Origin of the sequence: Terriglobus albidus (assembly GCF_008000815.1) — a bacterium.
In the GTDB taxonomy this organism is placed as follows: Bacteria; Acidobacteriota; Terriglobia; order Terriglobales; family Acidobacteriaceae; genus Terriglobus; species Terriglobus albidus_A.
This window is the reverse complement of the sequence record NZ_CP042806.1, coordinates 5,195,308-5,214,181: the sequence shown is the minus strand read 5'-3', so window position 1 is coordinate 5,214,181 and position 18,874 is coordinate 5,195,308. Positions and strand designations below refer to the sequence as shown.

General features: G+C 57.3%; 9 protein-coding genes. 7 read left to right on the top strand and 2 right to left on the bottom strand.

The features are described from left to right. Window positions 1-190: 190 nt before the first annotated feature. Window positions 191-2,386, bottom strand: coding sequence for an alpha-galactosidase (locus FTW19_RS20975; protein WP_147649502.1), 2,196 nt, complete (start codon window positions 2,384-2,386; stop codon window positions 191-193). Window positions 2,387-2,659: 273 nt separating this feature from the next. Beyond that, window positions 2,660-3,181 carry a TlpA family protein disulfide reductase gene (locus FTW19_RS20970; RefSeq protein ID WP_246153425.1) on the bottom strand — a complete coding sequence of 174 codons (522 nt, stop codon included), beginning with the start codon at window positions 3,179-3,181 and terminating at the stop codon, window positions 2,660-2,662. A gap of 40 nt (window positions 3,182-3,221) precedes the next feature. On the opposite strand from FTW19_RS20970, the gene FTW19_RS20965 reads away from it, so the two are divergent. From FTW19_RS20965 to hemQ, 7 genes are all read left to right on the top strand, one after another. Continuing rightward, a complete protein-coding gene (locus tag FTW19_RS20965; protein ID WP_147649500.1) occupies window positions 3,222-4,280 on the top strand; it encodes a hypothetical protein in 1,059 nt (352 codons plus the stop codon). 357 nt (window positions 4,281-4,637) lie between these two features. Beyond that, window positions 4,638-5,936 (top strand): trans-sulfuration enzyme family protein, encoded by a 1,299-nt coding sequence (locus FTW19_RS20960; RefSeq protein ID WP_147649499.1) that lies wholly within the window; start codon window positions 4,638-4,640, stop codon window positions 5,934-5,936. A gap of 389 nt (window positions 5,937-6,325) precedes the next feature. Next, window positions 6,326-7,375 (top strand): alpha/beta fold hydrolase, encoded by a 1,050-nt coding sequence (locus tag FTW19_RS20955; protein WP_246153424.1) that lies wholly within the window; start codon window positions 6,326-6,328, stop codon window positions 7,373-7,375. 63 nt (window positions 7,376-7,438) lie between these two features. Next, window positions 7,439-8,131: a VOC family protein gene (locus FTW19_RS20950; protein WP_147649497.1), complete on the top strand. Its 693-nt coding sequence runs from the start codon at window positions 7,439-7,441 to the stop codon at window positions 8,129-8,131. 394 nt (window positions 8,132-8,525) lie between these two features. Then, on the top strand, window positions 8,526-11,579 hold the full coding sequence (locus FTW19_RS20945) for a sensor histidine kinase (protein ID WP_187143087.1): 3,054 nt from the start codon (window positions 8,526-8,528) through the stop codon (window positions 11,577-11,579). 438 nt (window positions 11,580-12,017) lie between these two features. Next, entirely contained in the window at window positions 12,018-17,837 is a 5,820-nt protein-coding gene (locus FTW19_RS20940; RefSeq protein WP_147649495.1) for an Ig-like domain repeat protein, read from the top strand. 183 nt (window positions 17,838-18,020) lie between these two features. Further along, window positions 18,021-18,863, top strand: a complete 843-nt coding sequence (hemQ, locus tag FTW19_RS20935) for a hydrogen peroxide-dependent heme synthase (protein ID WP_147649494.1) — start codon at window positions 18,021-18,023, stop codon at window positions 18,861-18,863. Window positions 18,864-18,874 lie beyond the last annotated feature (11 nt).

Below are 18,874 nucleotides of genomic sequence, written 5' to 3'. Positions count from 1 at the left end.
TGCTTCTTCGTTCGCGCAATGCGCGAATGTCTTGCTTAAGGGCACGGCTTTCAGCCGTGCCACACCGGTCGGCAAGAAACGCGGCTTTAGCCGCTGAGGTACGTTCGAACACCCCACCTATCGCGATGCGATGGATGGGGCACCCAATTCAAAGCCACACTGAAGCTGTCGCGATACCTTCAGCAACCACTCACTGCCGTTCAAGCGTAAACATCGCCCCTTGAAAATCACCCCGAAGTGCCAGATCGACGCCGTGATGCATCCAATATGCTCCTGTCGCCTTGACCGGAGTGTCTTCATTCACCTTGCCGGCGACGCTATGCAATTCATACATCGCATTCTCATCGAGACCCCGCAGATACAGCCGAGGGAAGGGATACATTTGCGTACTTGAATGCAGGAACGCGAAGACCGCCGCCTGTTTCCCATCGCGGGAGACGCTCTCGGTCACGGTCTGCTCTCCCTCACGAGGAGACATCAGGCGATACAGATCACCCTGCTGCACCGTCTGGCGAACGGTTTTATAGGCCGCAACCATCTTCTGCGCGGTCGTAAAGTCCTCCGGAGTCCACTTGTTGAGGTTGGCTCCGATCCCAAGAGAACCCTGCATGGAGGAGAGGAAACGATACTCCAGCGAAAGAGAACGCTGATTCACCCACGTGGGCGAATCCGTGACCCAGGCCATCATCACTGCGGGTGTGTAGGCATAGCTGAACCCCTCCTGCAGGAAGAGCCGGTCGTACGCGTCGGTGTTGTCGGAGGTCCAGACCTCATCCGTCAGATGCATCACACCAAGATCGACGCGGCCGCCGCCGCCGGAGCAGCTTTCAATCTCAACTCCGGGATGTTTCTGCCGCAGCTTCTGCAAAATGTCGTAGTAGTTGCGAATAAAGTCTACGTATACATTTTTTTGTTGTTCGACCGGAACAGCCGGCCAGCCCGGCTCCGACCAGTTGCGGTTATAGTCCCACTTCAGAAACGCAATATCGTTCTCGTTGAGAAGCTTGTCCAGAAAGCCAAGGACATAGTCGTGCACGTCGGGCCGGGCCAGATTGAGCACAAGCTGATTGCGGCCCTCGGTACGGGGGCGGTTGGTAAAGTTCAAAACCCAGTCCGGATGCTTCCGATAGAGATCGCTGTCTGGATTCACCATCTCGGGTTCGACCCACAGGCCGAAGTCCATCTTCAGAGAATGCACCTTGTCGATCAGAGGTTTCAGGCCGTGAGGGAACTTCTTCGAATTGACATACCAGTCTCCGAGTCCGGCATGGTCGTTGACACGTTCCCCGAACCAGCCGTCGTCCATGACGAAGCGCTCTATCCCAATGCCGGCGGCCTTTTCGGCGAGCGCCATCTGCCCGGCTTCGTCCACATTGAAGGTAGTGGCCTCCCAGGAGTTATACAAAACGGGGCGCAGCTTGGGATGCGGCGCATGCGGCAGCAGAGAATCGACTTCGAAACGATGCAGCAGACGCGATGCGCCGCCGGTGCCGTTACTGGAGAAGCCGCCGTAAAAGTACGGCGTCTGGAATGTCTCCCCATTTTTCAGGTAGTAGGAGGAATCGAAGGCATTCGGTCCGCCGGTCACGCGCGTTTCTTTGGCAGGATCCTGTTCCACGGCAATCTGCCACGATCCGCTCCAGCCGAGTGCTGCGAACCATACGTCTCCGTGATCCTGGTCATGATCTCCAGTGCGATCGATCATGACCCACGGATTATTCTGCGCTCCGGTCGTTCCCCGGCGGCTCTCCAAAACCGTCTTGCCGCCATGAATCGGCTGCTGTTGCAGATTCCATTCCGCAGCCCAGCGGCCGGTGACGTAGTGCAGCTGATAGTCGGTGCCGCGGGGCAGATTGTAGGTTCCGCTTGCGACCTGTTCGATGGTGAGCGGTGCGCCGGTGCGGTTCGAGATCTCGGCTGAACGGCGCACGACGCCTGTCGAGGAATCCATGTGATATTGCACCTTCACATAGACCTCACGTGAGATGTCCTTCATCACGACGTCCAGTTCGTCGGCCGTCGCCGTATGCGAGACATATTTCAGAACAAGGTCGCGGTTCCCGTCAGGAAAGGTGATCTTCAGATCGGGTTCGACATAGAGTCCCCCGCCCCAGCCTGCGAACTCCTGCGGAGTCGTGTTCAAGGACATATCGAATGAAGCTACTTCTCGCCCTTGCTTTGGCGCCTGGAACTCCTGTGAGTCCGGAAGCCGCTTTCCCCAGTAGACCGTCTGCAGTTGGCCCTTATCGTTGATTCCAACGACATAGCTCACGTCACCGCCGTTCAGCCGAAAGACCTGCTGTCCGTCTTTTGCTCCCCCGCCGGAGCCCTGCAATGCAATTGCAACCGGTGTGAGGAAGAGAATGGCCCAGGTGACATGCTTCATGCAGTGCTCCTTCTTGATTCGCCAATACAGTAGTTGGGATGCTCCCCGCATCGTTTCGACGGGGTACGTCTGGATTTCGCTGAGATGTTGTTGGAGTGGATCTTGATCGCAGAGACTCTAATTCGAGTAAAGCGTTTACCTGCGGATTGTAGTGAAAGGCACTCAGAGTTGGGAAGGGTATAGAGGCCTCGTGCGCGTCACCGGAATCAGGTCTCGTACGTGGCGCAATGACAGGCGTAAGCCGGTTACTTTGGAAAGGTTATCTGAAGCGTCTCACCAGTCATTTTTCTGGACCAGTTTGGGCTGCTTGCCCTGGCGGCCATTGAGCAGCCAGTCCAGGCGGGACGCGATGTCTTTTTCGCTCGCCTCGCCCTCGATACGACCTACCAGCATGCCGTCCGTATCGAGGATCACCGTTGCCGGGACCAGTTCGCCGAGTGCAAGTTCTTTCAAGGTATCTGCGGATGCCCCCTGCCACACCGTGAGGGAAAACTTGCGTTTCGCGATCAGTGCAGGAATCTTTGCACGTGTGTCGGCATTATCGATGGAGATGGCGACGAAGCGAACCTTTGGATAGCGTTCCTGGAGTTTTACCAGTCGCGGCATCTCGCTTTTGCAGGGCATGCACCAGGTCGCCCAGAAGTTTATGACGGCCGGCGTACCGTGAAGTTCCTCGATCAGATGGCGATGGCCCTGAAGGTCGGTAAGTAAGGCGGAAGGCTCTCGCAGAGCCTGTCCCTGTGCGAATCCTTGCTGTGAAGCAAGCGCAAAGACGACCGCAAAAAAGGTGCACAAAAGCGCTCTAAAAGGCGTATTCTTCTGTCTCAGTACTTCCATGAAAACGTTTACCCTGTTCGCCCTCATTGTGTCTTCCACCTTCGCGCTTGGTCAAGGTTGTATCGCCGCACACACAAACCAGTCAATCTGCGCGATGGGCCCACAGGAAGAAACAAGTAGCGGCAAAACGCACGGCGGTCCACACGATTTCATGCATAAGGTCTCGGTAGAAGTGGACTGGCGCAGCTTCAGCTCCTTTCGGCATTATGTCGGCACCGTCGAGCAGACACAGCGCGCGGTTCTCGGCACCCAGATCAAGAACCACCAGAACATCTACAACATCGCCGTCAACTACGATCTGAATCCCCGCTGGAGTTTGAATGTCTCCGTCCCGGTGCTGCAGGGAACGCGCAATCAGCTCTACACCCCGAAGGGCGTATACGAGATCGCGGGTGTGGGTGACATTATCGTCGGTGCACAGTCCTGGCTCTTCCGTGGACCCACTGAGTGGGGAGGAAACGTTGCCATCGGCTTCGGTCTCAAGCTTCCGACCGGCGTAAGCGATGCGACAGGCACAGCCTTGCTGTCAAACGGAACGTATGGAAAGGCAGTAGCCGACCAGTCGATGCAGCCGGGTGATGGTAGCTGGGGCTTCACGCTGTCATCGCAGGCGTATAAGCAGACTTATTTCAAGACGACGGCCTACTTCCAGGGTTCCTGGCTCTTCAACCCGCGCGACACAAACAATGTATTGACCTTCCGCAGCAGGCCGCTGGAGAAGTACATGTCGGTGACGGACCAGTATCTCTTCCGGGCCGGACTTGGCCGCCATGTTCCGAAGGTTCGCGGCCTCTCCGCCACCTTCGGTGGCCGCATGGAAGGCATTCCCGTTCGCGACGCCTTCGGCAAGAGCAATGGCTTCCGCCGTCCGGGCTATATCATCTCGCTCGATCCCGGTATTACCTACCAGTATGGGCGAAGCACTCTGATGGTGAACGCTCCCTGGGCGATCCAGCGCAATCGCCGGGCGTCTGTACCTGACCTGGCAGTCGGAGGCCACGGCGATGCCGCCTTCGCGGACTACGCCCTTGTCATGGGAATCGCGCACCACTTCTAAAGTTCATCCCGGCTAAGCCACTACACTCGTTGCCCCATTCTTCGCGGTGAACCGCGAAGAATGGGGTCCCCGGCGAACTTGGTCGCTGGGGCTTAGCGTAAATTTTGTCATCCTGAACGTAGTGAAGGACCTGCTTTTTTCAACGCTTCGGATGGTAAAGCTGTTCATGATTTATGTCGAACTTTAGACTCACCACACTAGGGTGGGGTATCGCGCTACGCGCGACTCCTCCACTGGCCCATTGTTGAGCCGTAGTATCGGGCTCCATCGCGGGGTGAAGACATTTTTCATTTCTGGACTACGCTCGTAACATGTTCGTTGCCATGAGAAGGCTTTCGCAAAAAGAGGGAAACCCAAATGAGCTCGTCCGAAAGTAATGATCAATCACAACCAGCCTACAAAAGCAGGCTGAGAGAACTTCATCCGTCCACCCGCGCGATCCTGGCAGGATACGCTTCGAAATTTTCTGAACGCTCTGTGAAGCCACCGCTATTCAGAACTTCGACTTTTGAATTCAGTAGTGCTGAAGAGGGTCGTCAGTTTTTTCAACGTGCCTACCATTTGCCCGGCGACGATGGAAAAGAGCCCGGACTGATTTATTCGCGCCTCAACAATCCCAACGTCGAGATTTGGGAGGACAAGATGGTTGCCATCGAGAATGGAGCTGCGTTTGCTGCGGCCTTCCCTTCCGGCATGAGTGCCATCAGCACAACGCTGCTCGCGCTTTTACCTGTAGGCGCGCGAATACTCTATACCGATCCGGTCTATGGAGGGACGTACTTTTTCTTAGAACACTTCGGAGAGCGATTCGGTTATTCGGCACGCGCAGTCGATACGAGTGACTTGTCCGCCGTCGAATCGGCATTAGACAACTCTCCTCAGCCGTACGATATGGTTTTCCTCGAAACTCCCTCTAACCCCAGTATGACGATTACTGACATTCAAGCCGTCGTCCAATTGATTAGGACCCGCAATGGCGCCAGGACGCTGATCGCGGTCGACAATACCTTTCTTGGTCCCGTGTTTCAACATCCGTTTCTGCAAGGGGTCGATCTCGTCTTTTACTCGGCTACCAAGTTTCTTGGCGGACACAGCGATCTGATCGCAGGCATCGTACTGGCTGGGGAAGGGCGTGGCAAAGATCTCATTGGAGTTATACGCGACTTCCGGACAATTCTCGGCGGAACTCTGGCCGCGGACACCGCATGGATGCTTACTCGCTCCTTGGAAACATGCTGGTTACGAATGGAGCGACAAGCGGAAAAGGCTACTAAAGTAGCGACTGCCTTGGCACAGCATCCTAAAGTTGAGCGAGTACTGTTCCCAGGATTGCTCAGCGAGAACGACGGTCCTTCTTACGTAACGTACAAGAAGCAATGCACGGGACCTGGTTCAATGATCACTTTTTATCTTAAAGATGCTGGCTTCAAGGAAGCTTCACGTTTTCTAGATGCAGTGAAAATCTGTCATCTTGCCGTCTCGCTTGGAGGTACAGAATCTCTGATAGAACATCCGCGAACCATGACCCATTCGGATATGAGCGAAGATGATCTCGAGCGATGCAAAATAACCAACTCCATGATTCGTCTCTCCGTCGGACTGGAAAGCTCAAAGGATCTCGTACGCGATCTATTTGATGCACTCGATCAAATTTGATTGCTTCCTCGAACCGCAGCTTTGCGGGTGGGGGCAGCGGGGTCCCCGGCCAGCTTTGCTGGCTGGGGTGTTCAGCGGGCTTCAGCCCGCTGATAAAGACGTAAAAGTAAATGGGCTTTAGCCCTGGGCTTTTCCTGTTGGAAAAAAGCCCAGGGCTGAAGCCCGTTTCTTATAGAGCCAACAAACGCGGGCTGAAGCCCGCGTCTCCCGCCCCGATTCGAGCTTTGCTCGGTTTACCGATTCGATCTCCATTGGAATATTTCCTTTCCCGACGGGGCCAAGGCCATGACCTTGCAGAGCATTTCCTTTCGCATGCTGACAATCCCTTGCAACGAAGAGATCTGCGCGGCATCCATCCATATTGCAAGGCTTATCAAAGGAGATTTACCGTGCAACAGGAAGCAAACAAGCTGTCTCGCAGACGTATATTGGGAGTAGGACTCTCTGCCGGAGCAGCGCTGTTAGGAGAACTGCCTCTCTTCGCCAAAGAAAATGAGATGCCGCCGGCGCCAAGTCAATCGGCCGCTGCCGCGCAGAGCACAACGTTTGACTCGCTCAAAGAAATAGATGCAGGCCTACTTCGTGTAAGCTACGCCGAAGTTGGGCCTTCCAATGGAAAACCGGTCCTTCTTCTACACGGCTGGCCATACGACATTCACAGTTTTGCAGAAGTTGCTCCGCGGTTAGCCTCCGAAGGGTATCGGGTCATCGTTCCGTATCTGCGCGGCTATGGTTCGACGCGGTTTCTCTCTGCGGAGACGGTTCGCAACGGTCAGCCTTCCGCTCTTGCGCTTGACTTGGTGGCCTTGATGGATGCGCTTCATCTCGATAAGGCGGTTCTGGCAGGATTCGATTGGGGCGCCCGTACGGCTGATATCGTCGCCGCGCTGTGGCCGGAACGCTGCAAGGCGCTCGTCTCCGTCAGCGGCTATCTCATCGGTAGCCAGGAAGCCGGCAAGATGCCTCTGCCTCCGAAGGCTGAGCTCGAATGGTGGTACCAGTTCTACTTCGCGACAGAGCGCGGCCGAGCGGGGTATGAGCGATATCGGAAAGAGTTCGCAAACCTCATCTGGAAGCTCGCCTCACCGAAATGGAACTTCGACGATCAGACCTTTGACCGTAGCGCAGCCTCCTTTGACAATCCCGACCATGTCGCCATCGTCATCCATAACTACCGCTGGCGGCTTGGACTTGCCGAAGGCGAGAAGAAGTACGATGATTCCGAAAAGCAACTGGCACAGGCCCCTTCGATTCGCGTTCCAACCATCACATTGGAGGGTGACGCCAATGGAGCTCCGCACCCGGACCCTGCGGCCTATGCCCATAAATTCTCTGGCAAATATCAACACCGAAATATAACGGGCGGTATCGGTCACAACCTTCCGCAGGAAGCCCCACAGGCTTTTGCCCAGGCAGTGATCGACGTTGACCGTTTGTAAGAGGGGAGTACGAACACCCGGGGCCACTGGAATGATCCTCAGCGATTTTGGAAGGAGAAGCATATGGCAAGCTCAGTTCAGGAAGCGTCCAGCAGCGCGGCCGTAAGTGTTGCGAGCGCCAAACAGGTCGACATGAAGTTCGAAATTGTAGTCATCCCGGTATCGGACGTCGATCGGGCAAAGGCGTTCTACACCCAACTCGGATGGCGGCTCGACGCCGACTTTGCGCAGGGAAGCAACTATCGTGTGATCCAGTTCACGCCGCCGGGCTCCGGCTGCTCAATCATCTTTGGTAAAGATGTGACCGCGGCGGCGCCAGGGTCGGCGAAGGGGCTGTACCTGATCGTCTCCGACCTCGCCGCTGCCCGCAGTGAGCTACTTGCTCGCGGTGTTGCGGTTAGCGAGATCTTCCACGGCGCGTCGGATAACTACTCCGGGGCCGACGAACCATATCTCTTTGGAAGTAATCGCGTCGCTGGACCAGACCCCGCACGCAGCAGCTATCGCTCGTTTTCCTCCTTCCAGGATCCGGACGGGAACGAATGGCTCTTCCAGGAGATAACGACCCGGCTTCCTGGCCGTGTCGTTGGTGATACGAGCTATGCCTCGGTTGCTGACCTGATCGGTGCCTTACGCCGCGCCGCGGCCGCACACGGAAAGCATGAGGAGCGGACCGGTCAGGCGGATGCGAACTGGTACGACTGGTACGCCGAATATATGGTCAAGGAGCAATCCGGAGAGCCACTGCCGGGGTAAGGCGCTGCCGGATATTTTGTCGAATCTGATCAGCCGGAAGGTAGGTGTGCGTCGTCTCATCCGGGACGGCAGATCGCCAACCGGCTGGTCACTCATTCCCCACCAAATTTCGAAAACGTGACGCAATGTGATATCACCATCGATGGTGGTGTTGTCTGCGTATGTTTGAAATCCTTTTGGGAAAGGGCAGGTCCTTGGTTCCCCTGGGTCTGCCCATTCCCTGAGTTTCTGCTCCAAATCCCAGCAAACCGTATCTGAAAACACCGAGAGTGCGATTGTGGCCAGAACAGCTCGCTGTCGCGTAGCCGCGAGACCGAAAGATATCCATTCGTTCCCGATATTTCTGCGAGATGTCTTCGCGGGGATGCTCCTCATCGCGGTATTTGGAGTATCGGTGTTTCAAGCGAAACCTGCTTGGGGAGCACGACCGGAAGACTCCCGCCAGGAGCTGAGGAACTTTCATCACACAGCGTGGTCGTCGGAAAATGGTTTAGGCGCGGTCTTCGACATTCAGCAGAGCCGGGATGGATATCTATGGCTGACGACCTCCAAGGGAGTCTTCCGTTTTGATGGAGTCCGTTTTGAGTCAGCCGATGCCATCACCGCCGGTGCTGCGCAAAACGCGGAGTTGAACTCGGTGTTTGTGGCCTCTTCCGGAGATGTCTGGTTCAGAACGCGAGCGCCTGGACTGCTTCTTTGGAAAGATGGAAAGCTATCGGCGTTCCCCGGCAATGGCTGCACGCCAGGACTGCTGACAGGTTCCACCGTCGAGGATCGCGATGGCACGTTATGGGTCGCCGGGTCGGCTGGCCTCTTTCTTGTTCGTGATAACAGATGTGAGCTGGTCAGCAGCCGCTATGGTCTTCCCAGCGGCTTTCCTTCCGCCATCGCGATCGATCGCGCCGGTACTATCTGGTTGAAGATGCCGTCTGGGAAACTCTTTTATCTTCCGAGCGGTGGCAGCAAATTCGTCATCAGCCCGCATGGAGAGGGACCGGTCGGAGACTTTGCATACCTTCATGGGGGGCCGAATGGCTCCATGTGGCTCTCCGACGAGCTGGGGCTGCGACGAGTCTCAGAGGACAGTTCCACTTCAAACGTACCTTCGCAACACCCCTCGCGAATACCAACGCGGCCTCGATTCGGTAACTTCACCTTCGATAGCAATGGCACACTCTGGGCCGCAAGCGGCAACGGCATCCTGCGCATTCCAGAGCCAGAGAAGAGCCCAATCGATGTGAGTGTCGATTCCGCAAGCGGCCAGCGTTTCACCGTCGCTCAGGGACTCAGCTCCGATGTTGTTTGGAAGCTCCTGTCGGATCGCGAAGGCAGCCTTTGGATCGCAACCAACTCGGGACTGGATCAGCTTCGACGAAATCTGATCTCGCAATTGGCAACACCGCCGGCCAGCGAACATCAGTTCGCTATCGCGATTGGCGACAACCAGAACGTCTGGATTGGCAGTCGGACGATGCCGCTGACGGAAGTCAGTTTCGACGGCAGAAGCAGGACGCTCTCTGAGACCGGTCAGGTCATCGCTATTCGCCGTGACTTTAAAGGCGGCATCTGGTCCTCCGGTCTGGGGAAGCATCTGCTCTGGAAGGTCCATGCTGATCATCTTGAGCCGGTCTCTTACCCGAACGATGACCGCGAGGTCGTCGCCTCAATTGCACTCGATAAAAACAACGAACTCTGGCTTCTAACATTCGGCCAAAATGTATATCGGCGCGTCGGCCAGACCTGGGTCAATCAGAACGTCGCTCTCGGCCGTGAACCGGGCATATTAGGCACCATGGAAAGCGATCCGGCAGGCAACATCTGGTTTGCATTTTCCAACCATGTGGTGGAGTGGGACGGGAACAGTTACAAGAAGTACACCTACCCCGGAAAGAACCGCTTCCCGAATGCACTTACGGTCAAAGGGGAACACGTCTGGCTTGGCTCTGAGACCGGCGTGCAACTATTGAGCCACGGTGAATTCCGCATCATGCGATGGCAAGATGCAAATCTGCCAGGGCGCGTGTCAGGTATTGTCGAAACCAAAACAGGCGACCTCAAAACTGGCGATCTTTGGATCAGCGGATTTTCCGGCATCGTCCGCGTCAGAGCCGACGAGCTGGCGAAGTGGCTGGCGAATCCTGACTACGCCGTATCCGCAGAGAGCTTCGACACGCTGGATGGCCTTCCGGGCCTGGCTGCCGAACGATTTCCCGAACCATCGATGGTGGAAGCAGAGGATGGCCGTCTATGGTTTGCTACCACCAAAGGGATCGCATGGCTTGATCCGGCGTCGCTTGAGCGCTCCTATAACCTGGTGCCGCCGACGGTTCTGATCAGTTCTCTGGTTGCTGGTGGACAAACCTACTCTCACCTGCAAAATCTCGTGCTTCCTCCGAAACATGGAAACATTGAGATCGATTACACCGCGCTCAGTCTCAGAATTCCGGAGCGGGTCCAGTTTCGCTACAGGCTCGATCCCGTCGATACGGAATGGTCGGACGCCGGAACCAGACGTCAGGCCTACTACACCAAACTTCGGCCCGGCCACTATACCTTCCGGGTCATCGCAAGCAACGATCACGGCGTTTGGAACGAGACGGGAGCATCGTTCTCCTTCAGGATTCTGCCCGCCTGGTACCAGACCGCCTGGTTTGCAGTTCTATGTGGACTTGCGATCATCCTGATCATCTGGATGATCTACCGCCTGCGTTTGCGTCAGGTTGCGGCAACTTTGAGCGCCCGCTTCGACGACCGGCTGGCTGAGCGAACACGGCTCGCGCGCGAATTGCACGATACCTTCCTGCAAACCGTACAGAGCAGCAAGATGGTCGCGGAGGACGCTCTCAGCGAGGACACGGACGAAAAACGCCGGCGGCAGGCGCTCGAAAAGCTGTCGATATGGCTGGGGAGGGCAGTCGACGAGGCGCGGGCAGCGGTGCACTCTCTACGGGATAGCACTACGGAGAAGAACCATCTTTCTGAAGCGCTACAGCGGGCCGCTGAAGAACATCAGCTGCCGGCTTCCATGAGCGTCGCCTTTTCCGCAGTTGGTGATGCCAGAGACATGCATCCGATCGTGCGCGACGAGATCTACCGCATCGGCTATGAAGCGATTCGCAACGCGGTAGCGCATTCCCGGGGAAACCGTCTGGAGATCGAACTTCGGTATGCGAACGATCTCTCCCTGCGCGTCAAGGATAACGGGCAGGGGATCGATCCGGCTCTTCTGGCGGAAGGCCGTGAGGGGCACTTCGGGTTACAGGGGATGAGGGAGCGGGCTTCGCGAATCCGCAGCAAGCTGACTGTAGGTTCCACGGCCGCCGGAACCGAAGTCACGCTCGTTGTTCCGGGCACGGTGGTCTACCGCTACGAACATCTGACACCGTTCCACAAGTTGAAGGAAACCGTCCGTCGGCTTTTCCACCCTTCAGCGAACGATGACATCTGACACGCCCTGGAGGTCGGGTAAAAAGAACCGCACCCTTCCGGACATTTGGATGGGTGCGGACATCTGCATCTGGTCAGAGCCTCTGGCGGGCTCTACGGCATTAGTCGCGCATTTGCTTCAAGAAGGTTACAGATCCACCGCCTCGCCCTCCGCGCCGCATTTAACAATCCATAACGTTGTCCATAACGTGTCCTGTTACGAAGTCCTGCGCGATTTTAAGTGCTTGAAATCAAAGGGAAATCGTTTTCCCGTCCAAGGGCTGAACTGTTTGGAACGTTGACGATCCGGCAGAGCCACCCGAAGACTCGTCACGCAATCCGGGGACGTCTTTCCCGGTAATCACTGCAGTTTTTAGGAAGCGCTCCATGGGGAAACCCGGGGGTGAAGGTGTTTGTGCGCACACACGCAGGACCGTATGGAGGAGTGACGAACGTGAGAATGAGTGGAAAAGGGCGGTTGGCGATCTGGTTGTGGTTCTTCTTTACCCTTTCACTGGTGCCAGGGCTGGCGCAGCCGGCCCTGACCTTTCAGCCCGAGATCATTACGACCATCGCCGGTACGGGAGCCGCGGGGTATACGGGAGACGGTGGACCGGCAACCAGCGCTCTGATGTCAGGCGGTATTAAAGGAGTCGTTGCGGACTCTTCCGGTGACGTTTTCTTCGTCGACGGCACCTACTGCACCGTACGCGTGATCTATGAAGGCGGGGCAACAGCAGCGCAGTTGATCGCCGCTGAGACCGGCGTTACCTCTCCGGTTATCGGCAATATCTATGTAGTCGCCGGTATAGAAAATCAGTGCGGCACCCCATCGAACGGTACCCTGGCGACCAGCGCGAAGATCACCCCGAATACCGGTGGACTCGGAATCGACTCCGCCGGTGACATCTACGTCGCGGGGACCTCCTCGACGGTATGGGTGATCTATGCCGGAGGAACCAATACGGTCGGCACCAACTTTATCTCTCTTGAAGCAAGCGTCACCAACCCGACACTGGGCGCAATCTATCGCGTGGCTGGCAGCCGCACCAGCGCGAATGGAGGTGACGGAACCCTGGCAACCTCCAGTTCCGTCGGACTCCACGGTGTCGACGATATCAAGTTCGACTCCGTCGGCAGTATGTACCTGGCGGATCAGGGCAATAACTCGATTCGTGAAGTGAGCGCCTCCACCGGATTTATCAGCACCATCGCTGGAGGCGGCGGAACTGCATCAGGCGCATCGGGCAATAGTCGAAACGGCACTGTTGCTTCTTCATCGCTGCTGAACCAGCCCTATGCGGTAGCTGTGGATGCCTCGAATAACGTCTACATCTCCGATAAGAACAACAACCTCATCCGGATGATCTATGTCGGCGGCAGCGCCGCTGCTGCGCTCATTACTCTTGAGAATCCGACGATTACATCTCCGGTCCAGGGCAACCTGTACACCATCGCTGGAGGCGGCGGCACACTCTCTCCCTATGGAGTGCGGGCGACCACGGCAAAATTGAATGGCACCACAGGGTTGGCAACCGACCCGGCAGGCAACATCTATCTCGCCGTGAACGGATATAACGAGATCCTTGAAGTGAATGCGGCGACGGGCGTCATCTCCGTGGTTGCCGGCACTGGGACCGCCGGTACTGTGACTGGGACGAACGGAGATGGCGGCGTTGCCACAAGCGCTCTGCTGAGCGGTCCGCGAGGTGTCGCGGTCGACGCAGCCGGCCGCGTTTACATTACGGATGCCGGCAATCTCAAGGTGCGTCAGGCCGGTCCGCAAGGGCTGCTGGTCTTTGCCGGGCAGGCTCCGAATACAACCAGCGCCGCGCAGTCGGTTGTGCTCAGCAATGTGGGCAATACCACGTTGAACTTTACCGGTGGCGCTCCGAGCATGAGCGGTACAAACGCGAGTAGCTTTGCTATCGCTTCAACTTCTTCCACAAATGCCTGCAACTTCACCTCGCTGGCTCCGAGAGCAAACTGCACACTCGCAATCACCTATTCGCCGCAGGACAATAACGCGAGCTCGGCCGCTCTCTCCTTTGTGACCGATGGAGTGCTGTCGCCACAACAGATTCTGCTGCAGGCCGCGGCTCTGCCGGTGACAACAACGACGCTGCAGGCCTCCGTCAGTAGCGTGGTCGTGGGAACCGCCATGACCCTGACCGCGACGGTCACCGGCGGCGCAAGCCCAAGCGGCGCCATCTCGTTCTACAACAACGGTAGCTCGCTGCTGGGGACAGCAACATTGAATTCCTCTGGAGTAGCGACGCTGACCTACACTCCACCGGCGACCGGCGCACTGTCCATTACGGCGACCTACCCCGGAAATACATCGAATGCAGGCTCCACCTCGAACACGGTTTCGGTGAACGTCACCGGCAGCGCGTCGTCGACAACCTCGGTCGCGGCTTCTCCCGCAACCATCAACCAGGGGCAGAACGTAACCTTCACCGCTACCGTATCGGGCAGCGGAACCGTGCCAACAGGGACGGTTGCTTTCTACGATGGCATCACTCTGCTTGGCAGTGCGGCTCTTGACGGATCGGGCAACGCGGTTCTGTCGACTACGGCAGTGCCGGTCGGTCTCAACAGCGTTCGGGCAAGTTATCCCGGCGATGCCACCTTTGCCGCTTCGTCGTCCACGGTCTCCGTTCAGGTATATGGAGTACCGACCGTTGTGCTCACGCCATCGTCAGCTTCGTTGAATCTTGGTGTGAAAGAAACGTTGACAGCCACAGTATCCGGAGCAGGCGCTACGCCAACTGGCACAGTGACCTTCTACTTCGGAAGCACTGTCCTCGGTACTGGAACTTTGACCGGCGGTATCGCGACGCTTGCGACAACAGCACTCCCCGATGGGTCCGATGTTCTGACGGCAACCTATAGCGGAGACGGCAACTACACCAGCGGTACGTCGCCGGCGATTACCGTGACGGTCTCAGGCCGTGCCTTTGTGCATCCCGGCGGGCTGCATACCCAGGCCGACTTCGACCGTATGGCAGCGCAGGTGGCCGCCGGTGCGCATCCCTGGATTGATGACTGGAACCTGCTCATCACGGATTCACAGGCGCAGAGCACCTATGCAAACCACGCAACAGCAAATATGGGCAGCAGCCGTCAGAACGCGGACCTGGATGCCCATGCCGCCTATCTGAACGCTCTCCGCTGGCGCATCTCCGGCGATACGACTTATGCGGAGGAGTCGAAGAAGATTCTGAACGCATGGGCCTCGAAGGTGAACCAGGTGCCGACAGGCACCGATATCCCGGGCCTGATGGGCATCGCTGTTCAGGACTTCGCCCTCGCCGGCGAGACCCTGCGCGGTTACTCCGGCTGGTCCGATAGCGACTTCGCCGCCTTCCAGAACATGTTTACCAACTACCTCTATCCGGTGGTCAATAACTTCCTTACCAATCACAATGGCGCGGCAATCGATCACTATTGGGCGAATTGGGATGCGTGCAATCTTGGTGCGTTGATTGCCATGGGCGTGCTCAATGACAACACCGACTGGTTCAATCAGGGCGTTGCTTACTATCAGAACGGAGCAGGGAATGGCGCAATCAATCACGCGCTCTGGACGCTCTATAACGATGGAGCGCTGGGGCAATGGCAGGAATCAGGCCGTGACCAGGAGCATGCCCAGCTCGGTGTAGGCCTGCTCGGCTATGCGGCGCAGACGGCATGGAACCAGGGCGTCGATCTCTTCGGCTATGGCAACAACCGCCTTCTCGCGGGAGGCGAATATGTGGCGCAGTACAACATGAACCAGACGGTTCCGTATACCTCCTACAACAACAGCGACAATGTGCTGCAGTACTACCCTTCCACCAACGGACGCGACCGTCTGGATGATCGTCCAGTGTGGGAGCTGCTCTACAACCACTACAACGTTCTTCAGGGAGTAAGCACACCCAACACCCAGGCAATGGCTCAGTTGCAACGGCCGGAGCATGGCAGCACCGACCACTTCGGATATGGCACACTGACCTTTACCTTGAATGCTTCTGCGTCGGCGTATCCTCCGTCGCCTACCCCTGCTGCGCCAACTGGACTGACCGCAACCGCCAGTGTGGGCCAGGTCTTTCTGAACTGGTCAACGACAGCAACAGCGAACGGCTACAACGTTCTACGCTCCACGGACGGTGCGTCGTATACGGTGATCGCCAGCCTCACACAGACCACAATGGCGCAGTACACCGATTCAAGCGTGACCAATGGCACGGCCTATTCCTACGAGGTGCAGGCGGTCAATCAGTCAGGAACCAGTGCGACATCGACCTCTGCAAGTGCTACTCCCATGAGTGCGGGAGCATTACCGACGGGCTGGCTCGATGCGGACATCGGCGTCGTACAGGCGCCTGGCAGTGCGCAGTATGCCACCGTAGCGAGCAATACGTTCGTGGTCACCGGTCAAGGAAGCGGGATCGGAGGCGCGGCTGATTCGCTGCACTATGCCTATCAACAGGTCACGGGCGACTTCACACTGACCGCACGCCTGTTCGGTGAGAGCGGAACGTTGAGCAATACCGGCTTGATGATGCGGGAGACACTGGATGCCAATGCCACCGCTGCGGCGATGGTCCTGGGGTCGACCGGCGGCCGCATCGCACAGATGGGAGGACGGGCGTCGACAGGCGACACTATGACCTGGACATCCGGTAACCAGTACACATGGATACCGGTATGGTTCCGATTGGAGCGTGCGGGCAATGTCTTCACCGCTTCGCAGTCCTCTGATGGTGTGACCTGGTTTGTCGTCGACACTCGCACCATCAACATGGCAAGCACTTACTATGTCGGTCTTGCGGCATGCTCGGGAGACATCACAACCTACTCCACAGAAACCAGCAAGTTCGATAACGTGAGCTTTATTACAGCGTCGGAGCCGGCCCTGACTGTTACCGCAGCCTCTTCGACCATCACCTATGGCCAGACTGTACCGGCCTATACTGCCAGCTACAGCGGGTTTGTGAACGGAGACACGGCGTCCATCCTGAGTGGCGCGCCGTCATTGACCACGAACCCGGCCACTCCAACCGATGCCGGCTCGTACACCATCACGGCTGCGGCAGGCACTCTGAGCGTGGCGAACTACAGTCTGCACTATGTGAACGGGACACTGACGATTCAGCAAGTCGCAGCCACCGTGGCACTTGCTGCAAGCTCCAATCCTGCTGCACAAGGAAAGACAGAGACGCTGACAGCTACGGTCTCCGGGGCAGGTCAGCCCGGAGGTTCCGTCGTCTTCAGCGCGGGCTCAAACGTGTTGTGTACGGCAACGGTAAGTACATCAGGCGTCGCAACCTGTTCTTTTGTCCCGACAACTTCCGGCAGTGAGGTGATTACGGCTCAGTATGGTGGGGATACCAACCACCTCACCGGCTCAGCTAACCTGACGCTGAATGTCTACGACGCTGCCGTCGCGCTTCAGTTCGCAAGTACGCAACTGACGTATCCCGGCGCTACCAATGTCACCGCGTGTGTGACGGGAGCTACGACGGCAACGCCCACTGGAACCGTTCAGATCGTAGACGGAGTTTCTTCGCTAACCACGCTGTCGCTACAAGGGAATGGATGCGCCTACTGGTACATCTCGCCTGGGCTGGCAGCCGGTACGCACACCTTCACCGCAGTCTATTCCGGTGATGGAAACAACCCGGGAGGCACCTCGGCGCAGACCACGGTGAATGTCACTCCGGTTCCGGTCACCATGGGAGCTTCGTGTTGGAATGCGTCCTCGCCCTACGGCTCTAACTATCAATGCACGGTCAACGTGAGCTCCAATGCGGGCGCACCACAGGGAGGAATCAACTACAGTCTTGACGGCGGCGCGGCGGTATCTGTTCCGCTGAGCAACGGCAGTGCTGGTTTTACTCTGACAAAGCCTGTGGCGGGTAGCCACACGGTTGTCATTACCTATCCACAGCAAACCAACTATGGCACAGCGACTCAGGCGCAGAGCTTCACCATAACGGCGGCTCCTGTGAATGTATCGCTCACGCCATCGAGCTGGTATGCAAGCGCCGGAACAAGCCTGACCTTCTCGGCGGCTGTAACCTCGTGGAGCGCAGGCCCGCCGGCCGGCGTCGGATCGGTCGCCTTTTATGATGGCAGCACCTTATTGGCGACTATCGCGGTGGACAGCAATGGGAAAGCCACTTATACAACCTCCAGTCTGACGGCCGGCAGCCACACCATCACGGCTACCTTTACCGGAGCCAACTATGCCTCAGGATCGGGGAGTGCAACCATTACGGTTACGCAATAACACCGCAAGTGAGGCAATACACTCGTTGCCCCATTCTTTCGCGAAGCGAAAGGGTGGGGTAACAAGGGTGGGATATCGAGCGAAGCGAGACTGCTTTTATTCCCGCACTGTAGATGAACAATGCCGGTAGGGATCTGAATCTCTTCTGCTGCGATAATTAAGGGTGAACGGAGGTATGTCCTTTTGCCCGAACTCCCACAGGTACCCCTGACGCTTGAAGGTTCCAACGTCCTTCATCAGATTTTCCGCTTTGACTGGACTGCTTGGAAAGAGCTTCCCCTTGACGAGCGCACTGCCATTTCAGAGGAGTTCAGCGGGCTCCTCGCTCGCTGGGAGGGCGGCAACACTGAGCCCAATGGGCACCCGAACCAGTCAGCACTGTTCTCGCAGATCGGCCACAAGGGCGACCTTATCCTGATCCACTTCCGCGATTCGTTGGAAGACCTGAACCGTGTCGAGCTCGAGCTGGCTCAGACCCGTCTCTATCCCTTTCTTCAACAGACATCCTCGTACCTTTCCGTCGTCGAGCTTGGCCTCTACGAGTCTTCGGAGAAGATCTACGCGCAACTTGCTGAAAAGGGTCTTGAGCCTGGTACGCCCGAGTGGAACGCCGGAGCCGGCGAGGCCACTGCACGCACCTTCGCCTCGCTCAGTTCGCGCCTCTTTCCGGCCATCCCGCCGGCGAAGTATCTCTGCTTCTACCCCATGGATCGTAAGCGCGGCGAACAGGTCAACTGGTACACCGAGCCCATGGCTGACCGCCGCGCTATGATGCACGAGCACGGCCTGATCGGTCGCCGCTACGCCGATCACGTCCGGCAGATCATCACCGGTTCCATCGGCCTCGATGATTGGGAGTGGGGCGTTGACCTCTTCGCCGACGACCCCATCGTCTTCAAAAAGCTCATCTACGAGATGCGCTTCGACAAGGTGAGCGCCGTCTACGCTTCCTTCGGTCAGTTCTTCCTCTCGGTTCGCGTGCATGCCTCCAATGTCAATCAGTGGTTTGATGGCACGCTCGCCTGATCTGTAGAACC

Excerpts from the sequence above, each read along its gene's own strand:
- FTW19_RS20950 (WP_147649497.1), top strand. The coding sequence starts at position 7,439 with ATGGCAAGCTCAGTTCAGGAAGCGTCCAGCAGCGCGGCCGTAAGTGTT.
- FTW19_RS20965 (WP_147649500.1), top strand. The coding sequence starts at position 3,222 with ATGAAAACGTTTACCCTGTTCGCCCTCATTGTGTCTTCCACCTTCGCG.
- FTW19_RS20960 (WP_147649499.1), top strand. The coding sequence starts at position 4,638 with ATGAGCTCGTCCGAAAGTAATGATCAATCACAACCAGCCTACAAAAGC.
- FTW19_RS20940 (WP_147649495.1), top strand. The coding sequence starts at position 12,018 with ATGAGTGGAAAAGGGCGGTTGGCGATCTGGTTGTGGTTCTTCTTTACC.
- FTW19_RS20975 (WP_147649502.1), bottom strand. The coding sequence starts at position 2,386 with ATGAAGCATGTCACCTGGGCCATTCTCTTCCTCACACCGGTTGCAATT.